The 22,822-nt window shown below is 68.3% G+C and carries 19 protein-coding genes; 8 read left to right on the top strand and 11 right to left on the bottom strand.

From position 1 onward, the window contains the following. Positions 1 to 9: 9 nt before the first annotated feature. A complete protein-coding gene (locus ACNUDN_RS01360; protein ID WP_419120270.1) occupies positions 10 to 1,233 on the bottom strand; it encodes an alpha/beta hydrolase fold domain-containing protein in 1,224 nt (407 codons plus the stop codon). A gap of 177 nt (positions 1,234 to 1,410) precedes the next feature. On the opposite strand from ACNUDN_RS01360, the gene ACNUDN_RS01355 reads away from it, so the two are divergent. After that, positions 1,411 to 2,361 carry an alpha/beta hydrolase gene (locus ACNUDN_RS01355; RefSeq protein WP_419120269.1) on the top strand — a complete coding sequence of 317 codons (951 nt, stop codon included), beginning with the start codon at positions 1,411 to 1,413 and terminating at the stop codon, positions 2,359 to 2,361. A gap of 70 nt (positions 2,362 to 2,431) precedes the next feature. On the opposite strand, the gene ACNUDN_RS01350 is transcribed toward ACNUDN_RS01355, so the two are convergent. Continuing rightward, on the bottom strand, positions 2,432 to 3,433 hold the full coding sequence (locus tag ACNUDN_RS01350; protein ID WP_419120268.1) for a MaoC family dehydratase: 1,002 nt from the start codon (positions 3,431 to 3,433) through the stop codon (positions 2,432 to 2,434). A 109-nt stretch (positions 3,434 to 3,542) separates the two neighbouring features. Here ACNUDN_RS01350 and ACNUDN_RS01345 point away from each other — a divergent pair, with 109 nt between their 5' ends. After that, a complete protein-coding gene (locus ACNUDN_RS01345; protein WP_419124967.1) occupies positions 3,543 to 4,700 on the top strand; it encodes an acyl-CoA dehydrogenase family protein in 1,158 nt (385 codons plus the stop codon). Next, complete coding sequence (locus ACNUDN_RS01340; protein WP_419120267.1) at positions 4,700 to 5,422, top strand: GntR family transcriptional regulator; 723 nt, start codon at positions 4,700 to 4,702, stop codon at positions 5,420 to 5,422. The genes ACNUDN_RS01345 and ACNUDN_RS01340 overlap by 1 nt, the downstream gene beginning before the upstream one ends. Positions 5,423 to 5,479: 57 nt before the next feature. On the opposite strand, the gene fadD4 is transcribed toward ACNUDN_RS01340, so the two are convergent. The 4 genes from fadD4 to ACNUDN_RS01320 form a co-directional block, all read right to left on the bottom strand. Beyond that, positions 5,480 to 7,030: a fatty-acid--CoA ligase FadD4 gene (gene fadD4, locus ACNUDN_RS01335; RefSeq protein ID WP_419120266.1), complete on the bottom strand. Its 1,551-nt coding sequence runs from the start codon at positions 7,028 to 7,030 to the stop codon at positions 5,480 to 5,482. A gap of 183 nt (positions 7,031 to 7,213) precedes the next feature. Next, positions 7,214 to 9,043, bottom strand: a complete 1,830-nt coding sequence (locus tag ACNUDN_RS01330) for a phosphoenolpyruvate carboxykinase (GTP) (protein WP_419120265.1) — start codon at positions 9,041 to 9,043, stop codon at positions 7,214 to 7,216. Between the two features lie 155 nt (positions 9,044 to 9,198). Then, entirely contained in the window at positions 9,199 to 10,500 is a 1,302-nt protein-coding gene (locus ACNUDN_RS01325) for a hypothetical protein (RefSeq protein WP_419120264.1), read from the bottom strand. Further along, a complete protein-coding gene (locus ACNUDN_RS01320; protein ID WP_419120263.1) occupies positions 10,497 to 11,561 on the bottom strand; it encodes a hypothetical protein in 1,065 nt (354 codons plus the stop codon). The genes ACNUDN_RS01325 and ACNUDN_RS01320 overlap by 4 nt, the downstream gene beginning before the upstream one ends. 151 nt (positions 11,562 to 11,712) lie before the next feature. On the opposite strand from ACNUDN_RS01320, the gene trmB reads away from it, so the two are divergent. From trmB to mmpL3, 3 genes are all read left to right on the top strand, one after another. Continuing rightward, positions 11,713 to 12,498, top strand: coding sequence for a tRNA (guanosine(46)-N7)-methyltransferase TrmB (trmB, locus tag ACNUDN_RS01315; RefSeq protein ID WP_419120262.1), 786 nt, complete (start codon positions 11,713 to 11,715; stop codon positions 12,496 to 12,498). Positions 12,499 to 12,560: 62 nt separating this feature from the next. Beyond that, positions 12,561 to 13,229, top strand: coding sequence for an NYN domain-containing protein (locus ACNUDN_RS01310; protein ID WP_419124966.1), 669 nt, complete (start codon positions 12,561 to 12,563; stop codon positions 13,227 to 13,229). A gap of 81 nt (positions 13,230 to 13,310) precedes the next feature. Beyond that, positions 13,311 to 16,283: a trehalose monomycolate exporter MmpL3 gene (gene mmpL3, locus ACNUDN_RS01305; RefSeq protein ID WP_419120261.1), complete on the top strand. Its 2,973-nt coding sequence runs from the start codon at positions 13,311 to 13,313 to the stop codon at positions 16,281 to 16,283. A gap of 375 nt (positions 16,284 to 16,658) precedes the next feature. Here the strand turns inward: mmpL3 and ACNUDN_RS01300 are convergent, their stop codons facing one another. Then, a complete protein-coding gene (locus ACNUDN_RS01300; protein WP_419120260.1) occupies positions 16,659 to 17,813 on the bottom strand; it encodes an AI-2E family transporter in 1,155 nt (384 codons plus the stop codon). A 77-nt stretch (positions 17,814 to 17,890) separates the two neighbouring features. Here ACNUDN_RS01300 and ACNUDN_RS01295 point away from each other — a divergent pair, with 77 nt between their 5' ends. Together ACNUDN_RS01295 and ACNUDN_RS01290 are read left to right on the top strand one after the other, a co-directional pair. Then, a complete protein-coding gene (locus ACNUDN_RS01295; RefSeq protein ID WP_419120259.1) occupies positions 17,891 to 19,060 on the top strand; it encodes a lysylphosphatidylglycerol synthase transmembrane domain-containing protein in 1,170 nt (389 codons plus the stop codon). A 9-nt stretch (positions 19,061 to 19,069) separates the two neighbouring features. After that, positions 19,070 to 19,471: a DUF3054 domain-containing protein gene (locus ACNUDN_RS01290; RefSeq protein ID WP_419120258.1), complete on the top strand. Its 402-nt coding sequence runs from the start codon at positions 19,070 to 19,072 to the stop codon at positions 19,469 to 19,471. Here the strand turns inward: ACNUDN_RS01290 and ACNUDN_RS01285 are convergent. The 4 genes from ACNUDN_RS01285 to ACNUDN_RS01270 form a co-directional block, all read right to left on the bottom strand. Then, complete coding sequence (locus ACNUDN_RS01285; protein ID WP_419124965.1) at positions 19,466 to 20,815, bottom strand: sensor histidine kinase; 1,350 nt, start codon at positions 20,813 to 20,815, stop codon at positions 19,466 to 19,468. The two genes, ACNUDN_RS01290 and ACNUDN_RS01285, sit on opposite strands and share 6 nt — an antisense overlap. A 64-nt stretch (positions 20,816 to 20,879) precedes the next feature. Then, positions 20,880 to 21,548, bottom strand: a complete 669-nt coding sequence (locus ACNUDN_RS01280) for a response regulator transcription factor (RefSeq protein WP_419124964.1) — start codon at positions 21,546 to 21,548, stop codon at positions 20,880 to 20,882. A gap of 83 nt (positions 21,549 to 21,631) precedes the next feature. Then, positions 21,632 to 22,024, bottom strand: a complete 393-nt coding sequence (locus ACNUDN_RS01275; RefSeq protein ID WP_419120257.1) for a heme-binding protein — start codon at positions 22,022 to 22,024, stop codon at positions 21,632 to 21,634. Positions 22,025 to 22,164: 140 nt separating this feature from the next. Then, entirely contained in the window at positions 22,165 to 22,614 is a 450-nt protein-coding gene (locus ACNUDN_RS01270; RefSeq protein ID WP_419120256.1) for a hemophore, read from the bottom strand. Between the last annotated feature and the right edge of the window lie 208 nt (positions 22,615 to 22,822).

The raw sequence follows: 22,822 nt of genomic DNA, 5'->3' as shown, positions 1-22,822 counted from the left end.
CGGAGGTGACTATATAACCTCTTTGGCCCCGATGAGGCTCTGATTTCGGTGAATGTGGTTGAGGAACAAGCCGATTGCTGTCGCGGCAGCACCGGTGCGGGCGCCGTCGGTCATGTCGAAGCCGTGGCCGGCACCCGGCAATTCGACATATCCCACCACCGAGCGGGAGACGTCACGCATGCGTTCGACGAAGCTCTGCGCCTGCGCCACCGGGATCACGCTGTCCCCGGTACCGTGCACGACGAGGAACGGTGGCGCTTCGGCGTGGACGCGCGCCATCGGAGACGCTTTGCGAAACACGTCCGGATGCCTGTTGAACGTGCGCTTGACCACCACCCGCTCCAGGAAGTCCATGAAACGCACCCGCTCCACGGTGGACTTGTCCTCCCAGTCGTAGCGGCCGTAGATGCCGACCACTGCATCGACCGAGGTGTCCGAGCCTTCGGGCAACTCGCCCTGCATCTCGGGGTCGTTGGCCGTCAGACCCGCCAGCGCAGCGAGATGCCCGCCGGCCGAACAGCCGGCGATCGAAACGAAGTTACGGTCACCGCCGAACTTGTCCACGTTGGCGCGCGCCCAGGCGATGGCGGTCTTCACGTCGGTGATGTGAGCCGGCCAGGGATTGTGCGGTGCCACCCGGTAGTCGATCGACAGGCACACCCAACCCTTCTCGGCCAGATGAGACATCAGCGCGTAACCCTGCAGCTGGCGGCTGCCGTGCACCCAGGCGCCGCCCGGCACGAACAGCAGCACCGGGGCCGGTTCGGCGGGCAGGTCGTCGCGGCGCCACACGTCGAGCAGTTGCGAGGGCCGCGGACCGTAGCGCACCGACGTCCGGTGCACGTGCCGCCGGTGCTCGCGCATCTTCCAGACCGGCGGGGTGCGCTGCGCCGCGGGCCACTCGATATCAAGATCTTTGGCACTCAACAGTCCGCGCAGCGCGGCCTCGGTGACCTCGTTGGTGCAATCGCGCTCCTGCCGCTTCTTCTCGGCATCGTTGGGTGCCACCAGCGACTTCGCCAGCGCGCCGACGAAGTCCGGAGCGTGCCGGGTGCCCCAGATACCCGCCGCGGTCAACGCGCCGAGGGGCTCAAGATGTTTGCCGATCACCGGAAGCGACGCGGACGCCACGCTCATCGCGAGCAGGTAATCCGACGGACCCGCGTTCAGCAACCATTTCAAGCGGGTAGTCAGGGTAGGTCCGGGATACCGGATGTCCGGCCGTTCCGTCATTGCGCGAGCGTACCCCCGGACCCGTACCCCAAACGACAATCTGAGCGAAGTTGTCTACTCCTGTTCCGGTCGTGGTCAATTTGTGATGCACCTCACACGTCGGTCGCGGGGCTTCCCGTGCGCGGGGCGCACTGCATACCAGTGCGCGGTGCGCTTTTGCCACGCGGTTGGCCGCCGATGCCGGTCGTCCGCACGCATACTGATCGCGTGCCCCGCATCGAGTTCCATCCCGAACTTCGCCGCAGCGCCCGACTGCTGCCCCGGCAGATGATCACCCCGGTCACGCTCCCGTTCGTCCGGGCGGCGTCGCGGCTGATGTGGAACAGCAACAAGGGACCAGACGACGTCGAGGTGCTCACGTTGTCCTCCGGCGTCGGCGTCCGACTGTTCCGCCCGAGTGGCGTGACCCCCGGCCCGGCACTGCTGTGGATCCACGGCGGCGGCTATGTCATCGGCGATGCCGCCCAGGACGACGTGCTGTGCCGGCGCTTCGCACGCGAGCTCGGTGCGACCGTCGTCTCGGTGAACTATCGGCTCGCGCCCGAGCATCCATACCCCACCCCGCTGGAGGACTGCTACTCGGCACTCGGCTGGCTCACCCGCTTGCCGTCGGTCGACTCCGCGCGGGTGGCCATCGGCGGCGCCAGCGCCGGCGGTGGACTTGCCGCCGCACTGGCCCTGCTCGCCCGCGACCGTGGCGAAATATCGCTTGTCGCACAGCTTCTCGTCTATCCCATGATCGACGACCGCACGGTGCACCGCACCGGGCTCGACCACCCCGGGCACCGGTTGTGGAACCAGTCCAGCAACCGCTTCGGCTGGCGGGCGTATCTGGGGGACGCCGACCCGGACGAGGCAGTACCCGCCCGCCGCGACGACCTCGCCGGGCTCCCGCAGGCCTGGATCGGGGTCGGTACGCTGGACCTCTTCCACGACGAGGACCTCGCCTACGCCGAACGCCTGCGCCAGGCCGGTGTCCCGTGCGAGATCATGGTGGTCGAGGGCGCGTTCCACGGGTTCGACGGCATCGCACCGAAGGCCGATGTCTCGCAGTCGTTCTTCAACAGCCAATGCGATCTGCTGCGGACCGCCTTCGCCCCCGTCACTGCCGAGAATCCGAGCGAGTAGCTTGACCGGCAACGGGATTCGGCGATCGCTGTCCGCCTCCTGGCGCATTCGCCGCCACCGCGCTCCCGGCTCAGAACATCAATGCGGTGAACCGCCAGTCGAGCACCTGACGGTCCTCGGCAGGTGACGCGCCCGCCGCGAAGACCGCGGACCGCAACCGCAGCACCCCGCCTCGCCCATCCGACCGGGGGTCGGCGGCTTCGACGGTGAGATCACTGTAGAGCGTGTCGTCCTCGTAGACCGGGCCGGTGTGATCACAGGACTCCCACCCCAGCACCGTCACCAGGTTGGGCAGCATCCTGGTCGCCTGGGCCAGCGCCAATCCGATGGTGTGGCCCCCGTACACCAGACGCCTGCCGGCGACACGCGAATCATGATGAGTGGCAGCGATGTTGAGTGACAAGCGGGCCAGCTCGGGGGCGCTGCTGACCACATCGGCGGTGCTGCGCCGCACAGTCCCCGCCAGGCCCGGGTCGAAGTGTTGCCCGGGGACCCGGGCCCGGAACGCCTCCGCGTTCCAGTCCGCGGTGGGATCGGGCATCGGTAGCGTCGATGAGCCGATCCCGGTCAGGTCGTCGTCATGGCCTGTCACGGTCTCGCTGCGCAGCGGAAGCATCGCGCATCGGTAGAAGTCGAGCACCAGGCGGCCGACACCGTCGATGGTCGTCATGCGCAGGGCCGCGAGTCCGGTGGGCGCCCGGCCTTCTCTGACGGAGTTCTGCCGAAGGCCCACCACCTCGGTGCGGGTGAACAGTGTGTCGCCGATGACCGGATAGCGGTGGAAACGCAGACCTCGGTAGAACAGATTGGCCTTCACCCGCTGGGTGGCCAGGGTCGACTGACCGATCGCCACATCGCACACCAGGGCCGGATGTGCCAGCGGGGCGCTCGCGCCGATCACCGCCAGGGACAGCTCGGCGTCCAACGGCAGGCGCAGCCGGTCACCGACGATAGCTTGGTGCGTCGCCGCCACCCCGGACGTCAGGGTCATCGAGGGCGCGGCGTCGAACACCTGACCGACCTCAAGGTCCTCGAAGTGCGGACCCCCCGATATTTGGCCGTACAAAGTCACAGCGAATCATGCTGGCACCTGGTCTGGAACGGTGTTAATATGACGTGTGGAAATGGCCGTACATTTGAGAACGTTGAAATTCGGAGGCGTCGGGATGAGCGAAGGTGCGGTGGCCGCGGGCTTGAGCGATGAGGAGACCCTGCTGGTGGAGACGGTTCGCACGTTCGTCGACCGCGACGTCAGACCCACCGTGCGCGACGTCGAGCATGCCAACGCCTACCCCGAGGCCTGGATCGAGCAGATGAAGCGGATCGGCATCTTCGGGCTCGCGATCCCGGAGCCGCACGGGGGTGCACCGGTGTCCACCCGCTGCTATGTGCTGGTGACCCAGGAACTGGCGCGCGGGTGGATGAGTCTGGCCGGCGCGATGGGCGGGCACACAGTGGTCGCCAAACTGCTGACCCTGTTCGGAACCGAAGAACAGCAGCAGCGCTACCTACCGCCGATGGCGACCGGCCGGCTGCGGGCGACGATGGCGCTCACCGAACCCGGTGGCGGGTCGGATCTCCAGGCAATGAGCACCGTGGCCCGTCGCGACGGTGACGCCCTGGTGATCAACGGGGCCAAAACGTGGATCTCCAACGCTCGACGCTCGGGTCTGATCGCGCTGCTGTGCAAAACCGATCCCGACGCCGTTCCGCGGCACGAAGGCATTTCGGTGCTGCTGGTCGACAATCCGAGCGAGGGGCTGTCGGTGTCGCGCGACCTGCCCAAACTCGGTTACAAGGGGGTCGAATCGTGTGAGCTGTCGTTCGACGGCTGCCGGGTGCCCGAGACCGCCATCCTCGGCGGGGTCCCCGGCCGAGGATTCGCGCAGATGATGAAAGGGCTTGAAACCGGCCGCATTCAGGTGGCGTCGCGGGCATTGGGGGTGGCGTCGGCGGCGCTGGCAGACGCCCTGGCCTACGCGCAGAACCGGGAGAGCTTCGGGCAGCCGATCTGGAAACACCAGGCCGTCGGCCACTACCTCGCCGATATGGCGACGAAACTCACCGCGGCACGCCAACTCACCCTGCATGCCGCCGACAGGTACGACAGCGGCGCCCGGGCCGACATGGAGGCCGGTATGGCCAAGCTGTTCGCGTCCGAGGTCGCGATGGACATCGCGCTCAACGCGGTGCGAATCCACGGAGGGTACGGCTACTCGACCGAGTACGACGTCGAGCGATACTTCCGCGACGCTCCGCTGATGATCGTCGGGGAAGGCACCAACGAGATCCAGCGCAATGTCATCGCCGCACAACTCGTCGCCCGCGGAGGTATCTGATGCCGCCGGCGTATCAGGTACTGCGGGAGCGTCTCCGCAACGACATCGCCGCCGGGCGGTATCCCGACGGGACGCGTCTACCCACCGAGTCCGAGCTCGTCGCCCGGCACGGGCTGTCACGTCAGACGGTCCGCCGGGCGTTCCAGGATCTGGTCGCCGAGGGCATTGTGTACCGGGTGCCCGGACGCGGCAGCTACGCCAGCGAACAAGGCCGGCGCTATCTCCGGCAGCTCGGGTCGATCGAGGATCTGATGAGCCTGTCCGTCGACACCACGATGGAGGTGATCGACGGATTACGCCGCCGGGTGGACATCGACGCGGCCAGCCGGCTGCGCCAGGACGGGGACATCGTCCACACGGTGCGGTTACGCCGTCTCCATGAGGGAATACCGTTCTGCCACACTGTGGTTCATCTCCCGCCGGCGGTGGCCGGCGCGGTGTCCGAGTCTGTGAACCTGGCCACCGGGGCCATCAGCACCCACACCGTGATCGGACTGCTCGAGCCGCATCTGGAGAAACCGATAGCCCAGGCCGCGCAGTCGATCACCGTCACGGCCGCCGGACCCGCAACCGCTGCGGCGGTCGCCTGCCCGCCGGGGCATTCGATGTTACGGGTGGACCGGCTCTACGCGGACGACGACGGCCGACCGGTCGAATTGGCCGTCAGCGAGTTCCTGCCCGAGCAGTACACCTACCGGGTCACACTGCGCCGCTCGGGCTAGACGCTCCCCGGTCTGTGCGCCACCGTTGCGCACTGCACACCGGGTTCGGTGGACCGCTCACGAGTACTTCTTGATCAGCTCCTGTTTGTAGAGTTTGCCGGTGTCGGTGCGCGGGAGCTGAGCCTCGAACGACAAGGAACGCGGGCACTTGTAGTGCGCCAACCGATCCCGCAGCCATGCGATCAGCTCACCGGCGAACTCCTCGGTGGCGTCAGCCGGATCGACGGTCTGCACCACGGCCTTGACGCGTTGTCCCATCTCGTCGTCGGGCACCCCGAACACCGCGGCATCCATCACCCTCGGGTGGGTCACCAGTAGGTTCTCGGCCTCCTGCGGATAGATGTTGACGCCGCCGGAGATGATCATGTGGTGGCGCCGGTCGGTGAGGTAGAGGTACCCCTCGTCGTCGAGATATCCGATGTCGCCCACCGTTTTCCAGCCCAGCGGATGCCGAGACGAGGCTGTCTTGTCCGGGTCGTTGAGATATTCGAAGTCGAAGCCGCCCTCGAAGTAGATCTCACCGGCCTGCCCGGCCGGCAACTCCTGACCGTCCTCACCCACGATGTGGATGACGCCCGCCAGCGGTTTGCCGACCGAACCCGGGTGCTGGAGCCACTCCTCGGCGCTGATGAGCGTGGATCCGTGCGCCTCCGAGGAGGCGTAGTACTCGTCGACGATCGGCCCCCACCAGTCGATCATCTGCTTCTTGATCTCCACCGGGCACGGTGCGGCCGCATGCATGACCCGTTCCAGACTCGACACGTCGTAGGAGTTGCGAACCTGCTCGGGCAGTTTCAGCATCCGGGTGAACATCACCGGAACGAACTGGCCGTGCGTCACCTTGTGTTCGGCGATGGCGTCCAGGGCGCCCTCGGGGTCGAACTTCTCCATCACCACCGTGGTGATGCCACCGGCCTGCGTCTGCATCGACCACACCGAGGGAGCGGTGTGGTAAAGCGGTGCCGGACTGAGGTATACCGCGTCGGGGCGCATCCAGAAGGACACCAGCGCCGCCATCAGGCCCGGTGACTCCGCGGGCGGCACGTGCGGTAGTTCGCGTTTGATCCCCTTGGGACGTCCCGTGGTGCCCGACGAGTACTGCAGCAGATCGCCTTCGATCTCGTCGGGGATCGGCGTGTCCGGTTTGTCGGCCACACACTCGGGGTAGCTCTGCCAGTCGTCGAGCACACCCGCGCTGCCCGCCGCCGAGGATTCTGTACCGCCGGCGATCAGCCGGACCGGCGGCAGACCACCGGGCAACTCTGCCGCCAGACCGGCCAGGGTGTCGATGAGCTTGACCGATCCGATCAGCGCCTTGGCGCCGCTGTTGTCGACGATGTAGGCAACCTCGGCCGCGGTGAGGTGTGTGTTGATCGGCACGTAGTACAGGCCGGCACGGCGGGCGGCCCACATCACCGCATGGAAGTGCTCGTTGTTCTCCATCAGAATCGCGACGGCATCGCCCTCGACCAGTCCGGCGTCGCGAAACAGATGCGCCAACCTGTTCGCACGCGCCTCCAGCTCACCGAACGTGACGACCGTGCCCGTGGGATACATGATGACGGCGGGCTTGTCGGGGGTGGCAACGGCGGTGTCGCGGATCTGCATGCGCAGCACTCTACTGAATAAAAGTTGACACCTGTCAAGAGGGCGTCGCCGCCCCATCGAGCGCCGAGCGTCGCCCCATCGAGCGTCGAGCGTCGAGCGTGCGTGAAGTTCGGCGCGAGCGTGCGTGAAGTTGAGCCTGGACCCGGCGTGTCGCCTGCAGACACGCACGCTGGGCCCAGAAAATCAGCTCTCCTTGGCCAGGCGGGTCTTCAGTGCGTCGAACTCGTCTTTGATGCCGGTCGGCAGTTTCTCGCCGACGAACTCGAACCACTCCTCGATCAGCGGCAGCTCGGCGCGCCATTCCTCGGCATTGACGGCCAGCGCCTCGTCCACGTCGGCAGGGTCCACGTCGAGCCCCGACAAGTCGAGATCGGCCGCGGTGGGCACGATGCCGATCGGCGTGCTCTTGCCGTCGGCGGTGTGCTCGATGCGCTCGATGGCCCACTTGAGCACCCGGCTGTTCTCGCCGAAGCCCGGCCATAGGAAGCGGCCGTCGCCCCCGCGGCGGAACCAGTTGACGAAGAACACCTTCGGGAGCTTGGACTCGTCGGCCTGCTTGCCGACATTGATCCAGTGCTGGAAATAATCGCCGACGTTGTAGCCGAGGAACGGCAGCATGGCCATCGGGTCGCGGCGCACGGTGCCGACCTTGCCCTCGGCGGCAGCAGTCTGCTCGGAGCCCAGCGTGGCGCCGATGAACACGCCGTGCTGCCAGTCACGGGCCTCGGTGATCAGCGGGACGGTGGTCTTGCGGCGGCCGCCGAACAGGATCGCCGAGATCGGCACCCCCTGCGGGTCGTCCCATTCCGGGGCCAACGTCGGGCACTGTGAGATCGGCGTGCAGTAGCGCGAATTCGGATGGGCCGCTTTGGTTTCCGTCTCACGCAAGACCCAGTCGTTGCCCTTCCAGTCGATCAGGTGATCGGGCTCGCCCTCCAGGCCCTCCCACCACACGTCGCCGTCATCGGTCTTGGCGACGTTGGTGAAGACGGTGTTGCCCGCGGCGATGGTCTTCATCGCGTTCGGGTTGGAATCCCAGTTGGTGCCCGGTGCGACACCGAAGAAACCGAACTCGGGGTTCACCGCGTAGAGCCGGCCGTCCTTACCGAACCGCATCCAGGCGATGTCGTCGCCGACGGTCTCGGCGCGCCAACCCGGAATGGTGGGCTGCAGCATCGCGAGGTTGGTCTTGCCGCACGCCGATGGGAAAGCCGCGGCGATGAAGTAAGCCTTGTCCTCCGGCGAGATGAGCTTGACGATCAGCATGTGCTCGGCGAGCCAGCCCTCGTCGTGCGCCATCGCCGAGGCGATACGCAGCGAGTAGCACTTCTTGCCCAGCAACGCGTTGCCGCCGTAGCCGGAGCCGTAGCTCCAGATCTCGCGGGTCTCCGGAAAATGGGTGATGTACTTGGTGTCGTTGCACGGCCAGGGCACGTCGGCCTGGCCTTCCTCCAGCGGGGCGCCCAGCGAGTGCAGCGCCTTGACGAAGAAGCCGTCCTCGCCGATCTTCTCCAGGGCCTTGCTGCCCATCCGGGTCATGGTGCGCATCGACACCACGACGTACTCGGAGTCGGTGAGTTCCACACCGAGCTTCGGATCCTCGGCCTCCAGCGGTCCCATGCAGAACGGCACCACCCACAGCGTGCGTCCCCGCATGCTGCCCCGGTACAGATCGGTCATGATCCCGCGCATCTCGCCCGGGTCCATCCAGTTGTTGGTGGGGCCCGCGTCGATCTCGCGCTGCGAGCAGATGAAGGTGCGCGACTCCACGCGCGCCACATCGGACGGGTCAGACAGCGCCAGGTACGAGTTCGGCTGCTTTTCCGGGTTCAGCTTCTGGAAGGTACCGGCCTCGACCAGCTGCGCGCAGAGCCGCTCATACTCCTGCTCGGACCCGTCGGCCCAGGCGACGCGGTCGGGCTGGGTCAGCTCGGCGACCTCGCGGACCCATGCCAGCAGACCCTGGTGCTTGGTGGGTGCGTTGTCGAGTCCCGGAATGGTCGCTGCGGTCATATGCGTGTCGTCTCCCTGCATCTGCGAAAGGCCTGCCAGGACGCGGGCACCGGGACCGGGGCCCGAGGGCCCGGATTCGCTGGCAGCCGCGGCCGTCACTGTGTACTGAGGTTAACGCGGGTGACATACCCTCGGGAATTCCGGAGTATGTCCATTCACTCACAGGAACGATTCAGATGGCCGCCACCGGGCGATCTACTGGCCGGTAACACGTTTCCGGTGCGCCGGAGCCGTTCGCGCGTCAGCGTCAGCCCCCGTAGTTCGGCCTCGATCGCAGCGATCCGCAGACCCGCATCGGCATCCTCGTCGGCCATGGCGCCTGCGGACAGGATCGCGGTCTCGATTGACAGCATCCGGTCGGCCACCCGCTCTTCGACCGCGGCGCGCAACGCGGCCATACCTTCGGCGGTCCACCGCTCCAGCACGGCGCGATCGTGCAGCAGCGCACGTGTCCGGATCACCCACGCCGCGGTCAGCGCTCCGATGACGGCGCCGACCGCCGCGGCACCCGGCGCCGGCCAGGGCGCGATCCCGGTCAGAAACCGGGCCACCACCACCGCGACACCGAGACCGAAGCCCGCCCCGAGTACGGCCATCAGTCGCGTCTCAAGTCGGCGACCGTTCAACGCCGGTCGCGGGAGCTCGAGCCCCGCCGCCGGACCACGGCTGCCCGGGACCACCGTGCCCGCAGCCGAGCCCGGGACCGCAGCAACGGTGTGCGCGGTGACATCCGCCTCGACCGCGGCCAGGGTCTCGGCGCTGCGCCGTTGCGTTCGGTGCACGAAACCGGCCATGTCATAACGGCTCACCGAGGTCACCTCGGCGAGCAGATCGGCGCGCAACGCGCCACACCGTCTGCGCGCCATGTGGGTCGCTGCCAGCCGCGCTCTCGTCACGACCGCGCGGCGGTCGGCCGCACGGCGCGCAGCCCGGGCCCGGCTGCCACGCACCAGCCGGGCCCGCTCGGCGGCCAGTAATCGCTCACGAGAACTCAGGGCGTGCAGTGTGTTTCGCGCGAGCAGATGGGGATCACCCAGTTGCTCGGCGATCACGGCGACGAGGTCGTCCATGCGGGGTTCACCGAGGCGGGGTGACGCCGCCGCACCGGTCCACGGAACGTCACGGAAACGCGCGGCATGGACGGCGAGCAGCTCTCGGTCCTGCTCCAGCACGCCCGCCCAGTCCCGGTGGTCGTCGATCTTCGACACCACCGCCACCACAGCCGCGGTCGTCTCGGCCACCGATTCGGCGAGCGCACAATCCGATTCGGACATCGCAGCGACCGCCGAAAACACCAGAAGCACCATCGAGGGGGCGCCGGGACATCCCTCGTCGACGTCCTCGAGGAACCGGTTGTCCGGCATGCGGCGGCGCAGCTCGTCGACCATGGCGGTGACCCCGGCGCGCGGCGGTCCCGCCACCAACACCAGCTTGGGCATCAGCTTGGGCCCGGTCACCGGACCTGGCCCAGCAGCCGCAGCGAACCACGTGCGATGTCACGACCGCAACGCCGCCGGACGTCGTCGAGGGCGCCGGCAGCGTCGCGCCGCCAGTGCACCGCCCGCCGCTGGTGGGCCTGCGGATCGTCGCCACGGTCGACCGGCTCGCCGGCCGCCTCCACCACGGCGACCGCGGCGGCCATCACGGAGATGACCACCTCGTCGGAGACGAGAAATGCCGCCAGCTCGTCGTCACGACTTTCGGCGGCAAGCCGGCTCAGGTCGTCGAGTGCGGCGCAGACCCGTCGATATCCGACCTCGGCCTCTATCGCGGCCAGGCTCTCGACGAGCCGGTCGACGCGGCTGAGCGCCCGCAGGCTCTCGCTGATCGCGGCCGGCGGGGCCCCGTCGACGCAGGCGAGCACCGCGTGCGCGATCCCGAAGCGGTCCAGCCGGCGCAGTAGGCGGTGCCGCAGCTGCGGCGGCACCGGGTGCTCGGCCGCCACGAACGCATCGGTCGAGGTCATGTCCACCGGGGTGGCGGCCAATGCCCGCAGCACCGCGGCGTCCTGCTCGTCGATCTCGGCCGAGGCGAGCAGGGCGACCATCGGCACCACCGGCAGCCCCACCAGCTCGGCTATCGCGGTGGCGCAGCGATCCGCCGACGCCAGCGGCCCGCCGGGTTCCCGACCCCCCAGGTCCGCCTTGTTCAGCACGATCACGGTCGGCGTATCGGTGCCGATCATCGCGCGATCCTCGGGCTTGAGCGCCTCGGCGATCACCACCACCTGGACGTCGGCCTCAGCTGGGGCGCCGGCCTCAGCTGGGGCGGCGCCGCGTACGACGCAAACCCCCTGACCGAAGGCGGGCACCCCGGTGGCGTCGAGCGCCCGCGCCACCGCGCCGCTGCCCACGCCGCGCCGTCCCCGCACCGCTACCCTGACGGGGGCACGGAGCCGTTTGTCGACCGCGCGCAGGCGCGGATGCTGCGTACGGGCGGCGAACTGGGCCAAGACGTCGACGAAGATGTGCTTCCCCCGCAGGTCACGGGCAGTCGGGCCGACCGCCTCGACACCCATCGTGACACCGTCCGCAGGTGGTCCCGGACACGAATTTCGTTCGTGCGCGGCACCCGTGCAGCCACGGGGCAGGAACCGGGTAACCGTCGGTACCAGGGGAAGGCAACTGTTGGGTATCAATCTGTAACACGATGCAGGGAGCGCGGTCTTGATGAGCGACCATGGACGGATGCACACGCCCGAATCCGACCTCGCCATGCCCGTGGCGGCGGATTCCGGTGACGGAGCGCACCCGCACTTCCACCGTCGGGTCACCAGCTTCCGCGCCCGTCGCTCGACGATCTCCGACGGTCAGCGCGCGACCTGGGACCGGCTCTGGCCGGCGCTGGGCCGCGAGGCCTGCGACGGCGACGCGCCGGCCGGCCTGCTCGACACCGACACGTGGTTCGGCCGGGCCGCACCGGTGGTGCTGGAGATCGGCTGCGGCACCGGGACGTCCACGCTGGCGATGGCCCAGGCCGAACCGGACCTCGACGTCGTCGCCGTCGAGGTCTACCGGCGGGGGCTTGCCCAGCTGCTCAGCGCGATCGACCGCACCGCCGGCACCGACCCGGTCACCAACATCCGGCTGATCCGCGGCGACGGCGTCGACGTCCTGACCCACATGTTCGGTCCCGGCTCGCTGACCGGCGTGCGCGTGTTCTTCCCCGACCCGTGGCCCAAGGCCCGTCACCACAAACGCCGGCTGCTGCAGCCCGATACGGTCGCGTTGATCGCCGATCGGCTCCGCCCCGGCGGGGTCCTGCACGCGGCGACCGACCACCCCGGTTACGCGCAGCACATCGCCGAGGTCGGCGACGCCGAACCCTCGCTGCGGCGGGTCGGCCCGGACACTGCGCGGTTGCCCATCTCGGTTTCCCGGCCGGCGACCAAATACGAACGCAAGGCCCTCGCCGGCACCGATGTGGCCGAACTGCTCTGGGAGAGAACACCGTGAGCCTGACGGACGACATCCCGGCCCCGGCCGGCGTCGCGGACGTACCGGAGAACCCGAACCCGGTGACGCCGGTGACACTGGGCGCCGACAGCGCCGCCTCGGCCCGCGTGCTGCTGGTCTGGGACGCGCCGAATCTGGACATGGGCCTCGGGTCCATCCTCGGTGGCCGCCCCACCGCGGCGCACCGCCCCCGGTTCGACGCGCTGGGACGCTGGCTGCTGTCCCGCACCGCCGACCTGTCCGCCGAGTTCACCGGTGCCGGCCGCCCGGTGGCGCTGGAACCGGAGGCGACGGTATTCACCAACATCGCCCCAGGCAGCGCCGATGTGGTCCGGCCCTGGGTGGAAGCGCTGCGTAATGTGGGTTTCGCGGTCTTCGCCAAACCCAAGATCGACGAGGACAGCGACGTCGACAGCGACATGCTGGCGCACATCGCGCTGCGGCACAGCGAGGGCCTGGCGGGCCTGATCGTGGCCTCCGCCGACGGCCAGGCCTTCAAACTGCCCCTGGAGGACATCGCCCGCGGCGGTATCGAGGTGCAGGTGCTCGGATTTCGCGAACATGCCAGTTGGGCGTTAGCGTCGGATACCTTGGAGTTCGTCGACCTGGAGGACATCCCTGGTGTCTTCCGGGAGCCGTTACCGCGGATCGGACTTGACTCGCTACCCGAGCAGGGCGCCTGGCTGCAGCCTTTCCGGCCGCTGTCGTCGCTACTGACCTCGCGCGTCTAGAACAACTTAAAGCCTCGGGTCGACGTGCGCGGGGCCAAGACGGAGATGTACACAGCTTTTTGGTGACGATAGGAGCATTAGGTGTTCGCCTGGTGGGGTCGAACGGTGTACCAGTACCGATACATAGTGATCGGTGTCATGGTCGCACTGTGCCTGGGCGGCGGCGTCTACGGCATCAGCCTGGGACAGCACGTCACGCAGAGTGGTTTTTACGACGAAGGCAGCCAATCGGTCCATGCGTCGCTGGTCTCCGACGAGGCCTACGGCCGCGACCGGACCAGCCATGTGGTGGCGATCCTCACTCCACCGGACGGTGAGAAGGTCACCGACCCGGCGTGGATGGAGAAGGTCACCGGTGAGCTGAACGACGTGGTGGCCGAGCACCCGGACCAGATTGTCAGCTGGGTGGGGTGGTTGCGCGCGCCCGACAGCACGGCCGAGACCGTCCAGCAGATGAAGACCGAGGACGACTCGAAGACCTTCATCAGCATCCCGCTCAAGGGTGACGACGACGACGAGATCCTGAAGAATTACCAGACCGTCGAACCCGACCTGGAGCGGATCAACGACGGCAACATCCAGCTCGCCGGACTGCAGCCGCTGGCCAGTGAACTCACCGGAACGATCGGCGAGGACCAGAAGCGCGCCGAAGTCGCCGCCATCCCGCTGGTGGCGGTGGTCCTGTTCTTCGTGTTCGGCGGTGTGATCGCTGCGGCGCTGCCTGCGATCATCGGTGGTTTGACCATCGCCGGCGCGCTGGGCATCATGCGGTTGTTCGCCGAGTTCATGCCGGTGCACTTCTTCGCCCAGCCGGTGGTGACGCTGATGGGTCTGGGCATCGCGATCGACTACGGCCTGTTCATGGTGAGCCGCTTCCGCGAGGAGATCGCCGAGGGCTACGACACCGAAGCCGCCGTCCGCCGCACCGTGATGACCTCGGGACGCACCGTGATGTTCTCCGCGGTGATCCTGGTGGCGTCCTCGGTGCCCCTGCTGCTGTTCCCGCAGGGCTTCCTCAAGTCGATCACGTACGCGATCATCGCCTCGGTCATGCTGGCGGCGATCCTGTCGGTCACGGTGCTGCCGGCAGCGTTCGCGATCCTCGGGCGCAATGTCGACGCGCTCGGTGTGCGCACGCTGCTGCGGGTCCCGTTCTTCCGCAATTGGAAGCCGATGCGGGTCTACCTGGAGTGGCTGGCGGAAAAGACCCAGAAGACCAAGACCCGCGCCGAGGTCGAGAAGGGTTTCTGGGGTCGTCTGGTCAACGTCGTGATGAAGCGGCCGATCGCATTCGCCGCACCGATCCTGATCATGATGATTCTGCTGGTGATCCCGCTGGGCGGGTTGGCGCTCGGCGGCATCAGTGAGAAATACCTGCCTCCCGACAACGGGGTCCGTCAGGCGCAGGAGGACTTCGACCGCAGCTTCCCGGGCTTCCGCACCGAACCGCTGACGCTGGTGATCGAGCGCCAGGACGGCGAACCGGTCACCGACCAGCAGCTGGCCGAGGTCCGGGCGAAGGCGATGACCTTCAGCGGGTTCACCGATCCGGACAACGATCCGACCAAGATGTGGCAGGAGCGTTCGGTCCAGGAGGGCGGAACCGAGGATCCGTCGGTCCGGGTGATCCAGAACGGTCTGGTCGACCGCAACGATGCGTCGGAGAAGATCGAACAACTCAGATCGATCCAGCCCCCACGCGGTCTGGAGGTCTCGGTCGGCGGTACGCCTGCCCTGGAACAGGACAGTATTCACAGCCTGTTCGACAGGCTGCCGCTGATGGTGGCGGTGCTGATCATCACCACCACGATTCTGATGTTCCTGGCGTTCGGCTCGATCGTGCTGCCGATCAAGGCGGCGCTGATGAGCGCGCTCACCCTCGGATCCACGATGGGGATCCTGACCTGGATGTTCGTCGACGGCCACGGCTCAGGACTGATGAACTACACGCCGCAGCCACTGATGGCGCCGATGATCGGCCTGATCATCGCGGTGATCTGGGGCCTGTCCACCGACTACGAGGTGTTCCTGGTCTCCCGAATGGTGGAGGCCCGCGAACGCGGGATGTCCACCACCGAGGCAATCCGTATCGGCACCGCGACCACCGGCCGGCTCATCACGGGTGCGGCACTGGTCCTTGCCGTGGTCGCCGGGGCGTTCGTGTTCTCCGACCTGGTGATGATGAAGTACCTCGCCTTCGGGCTGCTGATCGCGCTGCTGCTGGACGCCACGATCATCCGAATGTTCCTGGTGCCGGCGATCATGAAGTTGCTCGGCGACGACTGCTGGTGGGCGCCGCGCTGGATGAAGCGCGTCCAGGAGAAGATGGGCCTCGGCGAGACCGAGCTACCCGATGAGCGCAAGCGTCCGACCGTTCGCGAGAGCCCCGCACCCGCCGAGGCGCTGGTGGGCGCCGGTGGTCCACCGGTGACTGTGCCGCCGCGGCCGATGCCGCCGCACGATCCGACCCACCCGGCCCCGGCAGCGCGCCCGCTGGCGACAACGCGGATGACCGCCCCACCTCGGGCAGGTGACCCGTCCGCGGCGGGCACCACCCGCCTGCCCAGCGCGCCGCCCCGCCCGCCGGCGCCGGCCGAGGAGGAGCCGCAGACCACCCGGCTGTCGATCGCGAAGAACGCGGTTCGCAACGCGGTCAGCAGCGCCGCCGCGGCGGCCCAGCGCGCGACCGAGAAGCCTGCTGCGCCCCCACCGGCGCGTGACGAACGCGAGATCGAGTCGTGGTTGGGCGACCTGCGCGGGGGCGGTTCCGCTCCGGCGCAGCCGCCACGCCCGTCCGCCGAGCCGACGCGGGCCATGCCCGACGCCGGCGGAGCTCACGAGCCGACCACGGCGATCCCGGCACCGCCGACCACGGCGATCCCGGCACAGGACGATGCCGACGATGCGGCCACCCGGGCGATTCCGGCACAGCGCAAGCCGGACACCGAGGCGGCGACGGAGAAGCTCAACACCCGGCCCGACGACGACACGTCGCGACGTGGTGGCGGCGGGCTGAGTGCTCAGGATCTGCTACGCCGCGAGGGCCGGCTGTAGCTGCGTCTGCGGGTGGGCCAGCCGGTCCCGAGGCCCCTGGTGGTCCCGACGGTACCTGGTGGTCGCGACGGTCCCTGGTGGTCCCTGGTGGTCGCGACGGTCCCTGGTGGTCGCGACGGTCCCTGGTGGTCCCTGGTGGTCGCGAATGGTCGCACGCACCCCACGGATCTACGTTGTGCAGGGAAAGTGCGAGTAACTGCCTGCAAGAAGCGGATCGGTCGGACTCGACGATCCCCGGGCTTGGCGGCTGGGCCCACAGGAGTGGCTGGAGCGGCTGGGCACGCCGGGCTGGGCTCGGCCGGGGGCTGGGCTCTGCACGCCGGGGGCTGGGCCAGTTGCTCACCCGGGGGCGGGCCGTGCCAAGGAGGCGAGAACCTACTCCCGTGCTACGTCGACGTCATCAGGTTCGGCGTTGATCAACGCATCGTCCTCGGCCTCCATGGCGGCCTCTTCGGCAGCCGGATCCTCGGCGAGCAGGACCCGCAGAGCGCTGTTGAGGAACGCCAGCGCCGGCACGGCCAGCAGCGCGCCCACGATGCCGGCGAGCACGGCACCGCCTGCGATCGCCAACACGATCGCCAACGGATGGATGGCCACCGCACGTCCCATCACCAGCGGCTGCAGCACGTGACCTTCCAGTTGCTGCACCGCGATGATCAAACCGAGGGTGATCAGCCCGTAGATCCAGCCCTTGGCGATGAGCGCGACGATGACCGCCAAGAATCCCGTCACCACCGCACCGACAAGCGGTACGAACGCGCCCAGGAACACCAGCGACGCCAGCGGGAGCGCCAGCGGGATTCCCATGATGGCCAGCCCCACCCCGATACCGATGGCATCGACGGCCGCCACCAGAAACGTCGCGCGCACGTACCCGATCAACGATCGGAAGCCTGCGCGGCCCGCATCGCGCACCCGGTCGCGCACATGTCCCGGAAACACCTTGGTGACGAATCCGAAGATGTTGCGTCCCCCGTGCAGCAGGAAGATCAGCGTGAACAGCACCAGCAGCGCACCGGTGACGATCTCGGTCACGGTGCCGGCCGTCGACAGCGCCCCACTGGTCAGCTTCTCCTGATTGCTGCGTAGCGCCTCGATCGCCGCATCGCGTGCCTCGTTGATCTGCGCCGGACTGACCCCGAGCGGCCCGTCCGTCAGCCACCGACCCAGGCCTTCGATGCTCGTCGACACCTGGGTCACCAATTCCGGTGCCCCTTCGATGAATTGGTTGACGACGAACGCCAGCAGGCCGCCGAACAAGGCGAAACCGGTCAACAGAACCAGCGCGACCGCGCCGCCCCTCGGGGCGCCGCGACGGTCCAGGAAGTCGACCACGGGAAGCAGCAGCGCGGCCAGGATGGTAGCCAGCGCGACGGGAACGACGAGGATCTCCAACTGCAGCACGACCCACAGCAGCGCGACGACGGCGGCCAGGATCACCAGCAGCCGCCACGACCAGGCCGCGGCCTTACGGACCAGCGGTGCCACCGAAGCGTCGGCGAAGGTGTCGAAGGACGGACCGGCTGACATTCCGGTAGCGTAACGGCCCCGCCAGTGCGTGCCCCGGATCTGCAGTTTCGGCCTTTTCGCGGCTTACCCTGTAGGGCGTGTCTCACGACGCCCCCGCGAGCGACGCGCACACCGGGCCCGCCGAGCCCGAGCGGACTCGCGGTAAGTACTGGTGGCTGCGCTGGGCGCTCATCGCGCTCGCCGTCATCGTGCTGGCGGTCGAACTGGCGCTGGTGCGCGATCAGCTCGCCAAGGCGTGGAAGAGCCTGGTGTCGGCGAACTGGTGGTGGGTGCTGGCCGCGGCGGGCGCGGCCATGGCATCGATGCACAGCTTCGCCCAGATCCAGCGCACCCTACTGCGCTCGGCGGGCGTCATCGTGCACCAGTGGCGCTCCGAGGCGGCCTTCTACGCGGGCAACGCGTTGTCCACCACGATGCCGGGCGGTCCGGTGCTGTCGGCCACCTTCATCTACCGCCAGCAGCGGCTCTGGGGTGCCTCCCCGCTGATCGCGTCGTGGCAGCTCGTCATGAGCGGTGTGCTGCAGGTGATCGGGCTGGCGCTGCTCGGCCTCGGCGGAGCGTTCCTGCTCGGCGCGAGCGAGAACCCGCTGTCGCTGATCTTCTCCCTCGGCGGATTCCTGGCATTGATCCTGTTGGCCCAGGCGGTGGCGACCCGCCCGGAACTCATCGACGGAATCGGCGTGCGGGTGCTGACGTGGGTGAACTCGGTGCGGAACAAGCCGCCCGAAACCGGCCTGGCGAAATGGCGCGAGATCCTGGCCCAGCTGGAGGCGGTGCAGCTGAGCCGCCGCGCTCTCGGGACGGCTTTCGGCTGGTCGCTGTTCAACTGGATTGCCGACGTCGCGTGCCTGCTGTTCGCCTGCTACGCCACCGGCGGCCACCCCTCGGTGGCGGGGGTGATGGTCGCCTACGCGGCTGCGCGCGCCGTCGGCTCCATCCCGCTGATGCCCGGCGGCCTGCTGGTGGTCGAGGCCGTCCTGGTACCCGGGCTGGTGTCCAGCGGGATGTCACTGGCGTCGGCGATCTCGGCGATGCTGATCTACCGCCTCATCAGCTGGATCTTCATCGCCGCGATCGGGTGGGTGGTGTTCTTCTTCATGTTCCGCACCGAGAGCCATCTCGACCCCGACTCCGCTGCCCCGATGCCGGACCGCGCCGAAACCCCACCGCTGTTCAGCCCGGACCCGGAAGCCTCTCATCCACCGGACGAAAAATCCGGTGCGCCGCCTGATCGCCCCGATCGCTAGCCTGGCCAGGTGACGATCGAACCGACCACCGAGTCCCGGTCCGCCGGGCCGGCGCTGCGCGCCCTGGCCATCGACCTCGGATGCGTCGTGGTGTTCTGCGTGATCGGTCGGCGTAGCCATGCCGAAGGGCTGACGGTCACCGGTGTCGCCGAGACCGCCTGGCCGTTCCTCACCGGTACCGCCGCCGGGTGGCTGCTGGCCGGCGGCTGGCGGCGGCCGACGGCACTGGTTCCCACCGGTCTGGTGGTGTGGGCGGCGACGGTGGTGATCGCGATGCTGCTGCGCAGAGCCACCTCTCAGGGCACCGCCGCCAGTTTCATCGTGGTGGCATCGGTGACCACGGCGGTGCTGCTGCTCGGCTGGCGCGCCGCGGCGCAGGTGTCGGCGCGGCGCGCCGCGCACCGCTCATGAGTCCCAATCCCCTGGTGGCTCAGGCTCACTCGACACCGTCAGGGTCGCACGCAGACCACCGAGCGGACCGTCGGACAGCGTGATGGTCCCACCGTGCAACGCCGCCTGCTGGGCGACGAGCGCCAATCCGAGACCCGACCCGCCCGGGGCGGCATTGCTCCCACGGGAGAACCGGCCCAGCACCGCCTGATGTTCCTCGGCGGGCAGGCCGTGACCGTTGTCGTCGACGGTGAAGGTCACTACATCGCCGCTGCGGCGGGCGGCCAGCACGATGCGGGTGGCCTGGCCGTGGGTGATGGCGTTACGCACCAGGTTGTCCACCGCGAGGCGCAGACCGCCGGGCCATCCCAGCACGGTGCCCAGATCGTCGGCCGCTTCGATGTCGATCTGCACGTCCCGCCGGACCCGCATGTTCTCGCGTGCGACCCGATCGAGCAGATCGGTGACGATGATGACCTCGCGGTCCTCGACCTGGGCCAGCTGCCCGGATGCGAGCTGACCCAGCGCGGTGATGATGCCTTCCACGCGGCGCTGCGCGCGCGACAGGTCGGCGACCACCTCATCGCGTTCGTCCTCGGGCAGATTGTGGATCCGCAGCGTGTCGAGGTCGGCGCGCATCGCGGTCAACGGGGTGCGTAACTCATGAGCGGCGTTCGCGGCGAAATCCTGGGCGGCCTGCAGCGAGTTCGTGGTGGCCAGCTGCGCGGCGGCCAGCCGGTCGAGCATCGCGCTCATCGCCTCGGACAGATCCTCGGCTTCCCGCACCCCATGCACCGCCGGGATCTGCTCGCTGCCGTCGTGTAACCGCTTGGTGTGCTCGGTGAGTTTGCGCAGCGGCCGGATCGCCGGGCCCGCCAACAGCCAGCCGAGCACACCGGCGAGCAGCACGGTGCCCACGCCGACACCGATGTACAGCGGAATCCTGGCCCGGCTCAACAGGATGCTGTCGGCCCGGATACCGATGGACATCAGCACCCCGCCCTCCTGGGGGACCGGCAGGGTGCGCACCCGGTACTCGACCCCGTTCACCATCACGGTCTCGGTTCCCGGGGGGAGCGGGGGCAGCTGGAAGCCGCGTTGGAACACCACCTGACCGGTCGACCGCGACCGGCCGGTCTGCAGGACACCGCGGCGCGGATCGGAGAGCTGGTCGGGAAAGACGCTGGCGTCGACGATCGCGTCGAGACGGCGATCGAGCTGAGCTTCGTCGTTGCTCGCCAGGACGAGCGAGGTGAGGATGGTGAACGCGGCCACCACCGCGGCCGCGGCGGCCGCCGCAGCGACGGCCACCCTGGTCCGCAGGGACGCCGATCGGAGAAATCTCGGAAGTCTCGGGCGGTTCAGCGGACCACGTGCCTCTGCGACGTGCCCCTGCGCGCCTGCCCGAAGAGATCTCCCGCTGCGCCGGTCACGGCTCTTCCCGCAGCACATACCCGATGCCGCGCACTGTGTGTATGACGCGTGGCAGGTTGTCGCGCTCCAACTTGCGGCGCAGATAGGAGACGAACACGTCGGCGACGTTGGTGTCGACGTCGAAGTCGTAGCCCCAGACGAGCTCGAGCAGCCGTTGCCTGCTCAACACCACGCCCGCGTTCTCGGCGAGCGCGGCCAACAGGTCGAATTCGCGCTTGGTCAGCTCGACCCGCTCGCCCGCCACGAACACCAACCGGCGCGCGGTGTCGATGGTCAGCGAACCCACCGTCATGGTGTCCGAGGTGGGGTCGGAATGGTGCGCGCGGCGCAGCAATGCGTGCAGCCGGGCGACCAGCTCCCCGAGGTCGAACGGTTTGGTCAGGTAATCGTCGGCACCCGCCTCGAGCCCGGCGATCCTGTCGTTGACGGTGTCGCGCGCCGACAACACGCAGATCGGGATGTCATTGCCGAGCGCCCGCAACGCGGTGACCACCGCCACGCCGTCGAGTTCGGGCATCTGCACGTCGAGCACCAACGCGTCGTGCGCTTCGCTGGACAGCAGCCGAAGCGCCTCTTTACCGGTCGCGGCGACCCTGACGTCGAACCCCGAATGCCGCAGACCGCGGGCAACCGAGGTCCGTACGTCCGGGTCGTCGTCGACCATCAACACCGTCCGACCCGCGCCGTCCTGGGCGGACAGCTCCCCCCCACGAGCGGGCGGAGTATCCACCCTGTCCCGCACCGGCGTTACGGGAAGTTCGGGCCGTCGGGGTCCTCGGGGGTGAACCCGCACCGATGTTTGATGTCAGCCAGCGGCTGGCGGATGCCACGCAGTTCCGCACTGACCTGGGGGTGGACCTCTAGGTATTCGGCAACCTCGGTACGGATCTGCTCGTGCGGCATACCGTGCAAGCCGCTGAAGAAGTCGTTCACCTCGGGGTGGGTGAACAGGTACGCCGACGATGCCGCCGACACCCCGGAGGCCACCCCGGCGAAATCAGCCGCCGAGCAGTTCGGCGGCGGGGGTGCGGGCTGGGCCGAAGCGGCGGGCAAGACGCCGAACAGCATCCCGCCGGAGACCGCGCCTGCGCCAAGCGCACCCGCGACCGCGCGGCGCACAGCTGGGGCCGAGAACAACATGAAGGCTCCTTCTTCAGAGGTGGACCGACCTATGTCGGTGGCCGGTCGAGACCATCCTAGAAAGCTAAGCAGAACCCGCGCCCACTTTCTTGCCTAGCGGTTAACCGATCATGAGAAAGTCCGCAGGAACGGCGGGCCGATCAACCTGCGATCGGGGCCGCGACGTTCTGTGACACCGGCAGCGCCGGACCCTGCTGGGCGGCCTGCATCAACCCGAACACCTGCGGCAACGTCACGGGGAGTTTGCATGTGCCCGACAACGCCACCAGCGGCTGCTGCAACCGCTGCAGATCCGAGGCCACCTGCGGGTTGGCGTCGAAATAGGTCTTGAGTGCCGCGATCGACTGCGGCCCGGCCTCCCGCTGGGAGATGGTGGTGATCGCCCGATTGGCCTCCGGGTTGGCCTCCAGGTAATTGCCGGTGTAGGTGGCGACCTCTGCGACGGTCCTGGCGACTTCGCTGGCCGCGCACGGGTCCGGGGCCGCGACGGCCGCCGGGGCGAGCACTGTCGCGGCGATCGCTGTCGCGGCGAGCACTGTGGCGGCGCCGATCCCGACCGCGGCGGCGTCGAATTTCCTGGGCAGATGCATGACGAACTCCTAACAGTTCGCTAACACGTGACGTGCTTCGCAAACATGCTGCGATGATGAGCAGAGGGTCCCCGACGCCAGTGTTTGACCATCGCCATACTGCCATCGGTTCGGCCGGGCTGCCGAATCCACGACCCCAAGCTGCGCGTATTAGAGCTGCATGAGGCATTTCTGGCAGCTCATTTGAGCCCGGCAGACCTGCAGAATC

It is taken from the genome of Mycobacterium sp. smrl_JER01 (assembly GCF_048513595.2).
Classification (GTDB): domain Bacteria; phylum Actinomycetota; class Actinomycetes; order Mycobacteriales; family Mycobacteriaceae; genus Mycobacterium.
The sequence above is the reverse complement of the archived record's forward strand: the minus strand, read 5'-3'. Positions and strand labels throughout refer to the sequence as shown.

Bases quoted from the DNA above. Each gene is read 5' to 3' on its own strand.
- ACNUDN_RS01275 (WP_419120257.1), bottom strand. From the start codon at position 22,024: ATGTTGTTCTCGGCCCCAGCTGTGCGCCGCGCGGTCGCGGGTGCGCTT.
- ACNUDN_RS01355 (WP_419120269.1), top strand. From the start codon at position 1,411: ATGCCGGTCGTCCGCACGCATACTGATCGCGTGCCCCGCATCGAGTTC.
- trmB (WP_419120262.1), top strand. From the start codon at position 11,713: ATGAGCGACCATGGACGGATGCACACGCCCGAATCCGACCTCGCCATG.
- ACNUDN_RS01330 (WP_419120265.1), bottom strand. From the start codon at position 9,043: ATGACCGCAGCGACCATTCCGGGACTCGACAACGCACCCACCAAGCAC.
- ACNUDN_RS01300 (WP_419120260.1), bottom strand. From the start codon at position 17,813: ATGTCAGCCGGTCCGTCCTTCGACACCTTCGCCGACGCTTCGGTGGCA.
- ACNUDN_RS01270 (WP_419120256.1), bottom strand. From the start codon at position 22,614: ATGCATCTGCCCAGGAAATTCGACGCCGCCGCGGTCGGGATCGGCGCC.
- fadD4 (WP_419120266.1), bottom strand. From the start codon at position 7,030: ATGCAGATCCGCGACACCGCCGTTGCCACCCCCGACAAGCCCGCCGTC.
- ACNUDN_RS01340 (WP_419120267.1), top strand. From the start codon at position 4,700: ATGCCGCCGGCGTATCAGGTACTGCGGGAGCGTCTCCGCAACGACATC.
- ACNUDN_RS01360 (WP_419120270.1), bottom strand. From the start codon at position 1,233: ATGACGGAACGGCCGGACATCCGGTATCCCGGACCTACCCTGACTACC.
- ACNUDN_RS01280 (WP_419124964.1), bottom strand. From the start codon at position 21,548: ATGGTCGACGACGACCCGGACGTACGGACCTCGGTTGCCCGCGGTCTG.
- ACNUDN_RS01320 (WP_419120263.1), bottom strand. From the start codon at position 11,561: ATGGGTGTCGAGGCGGTCGGCCCGACTGCCCGTGACCTGCGGGGGAAG.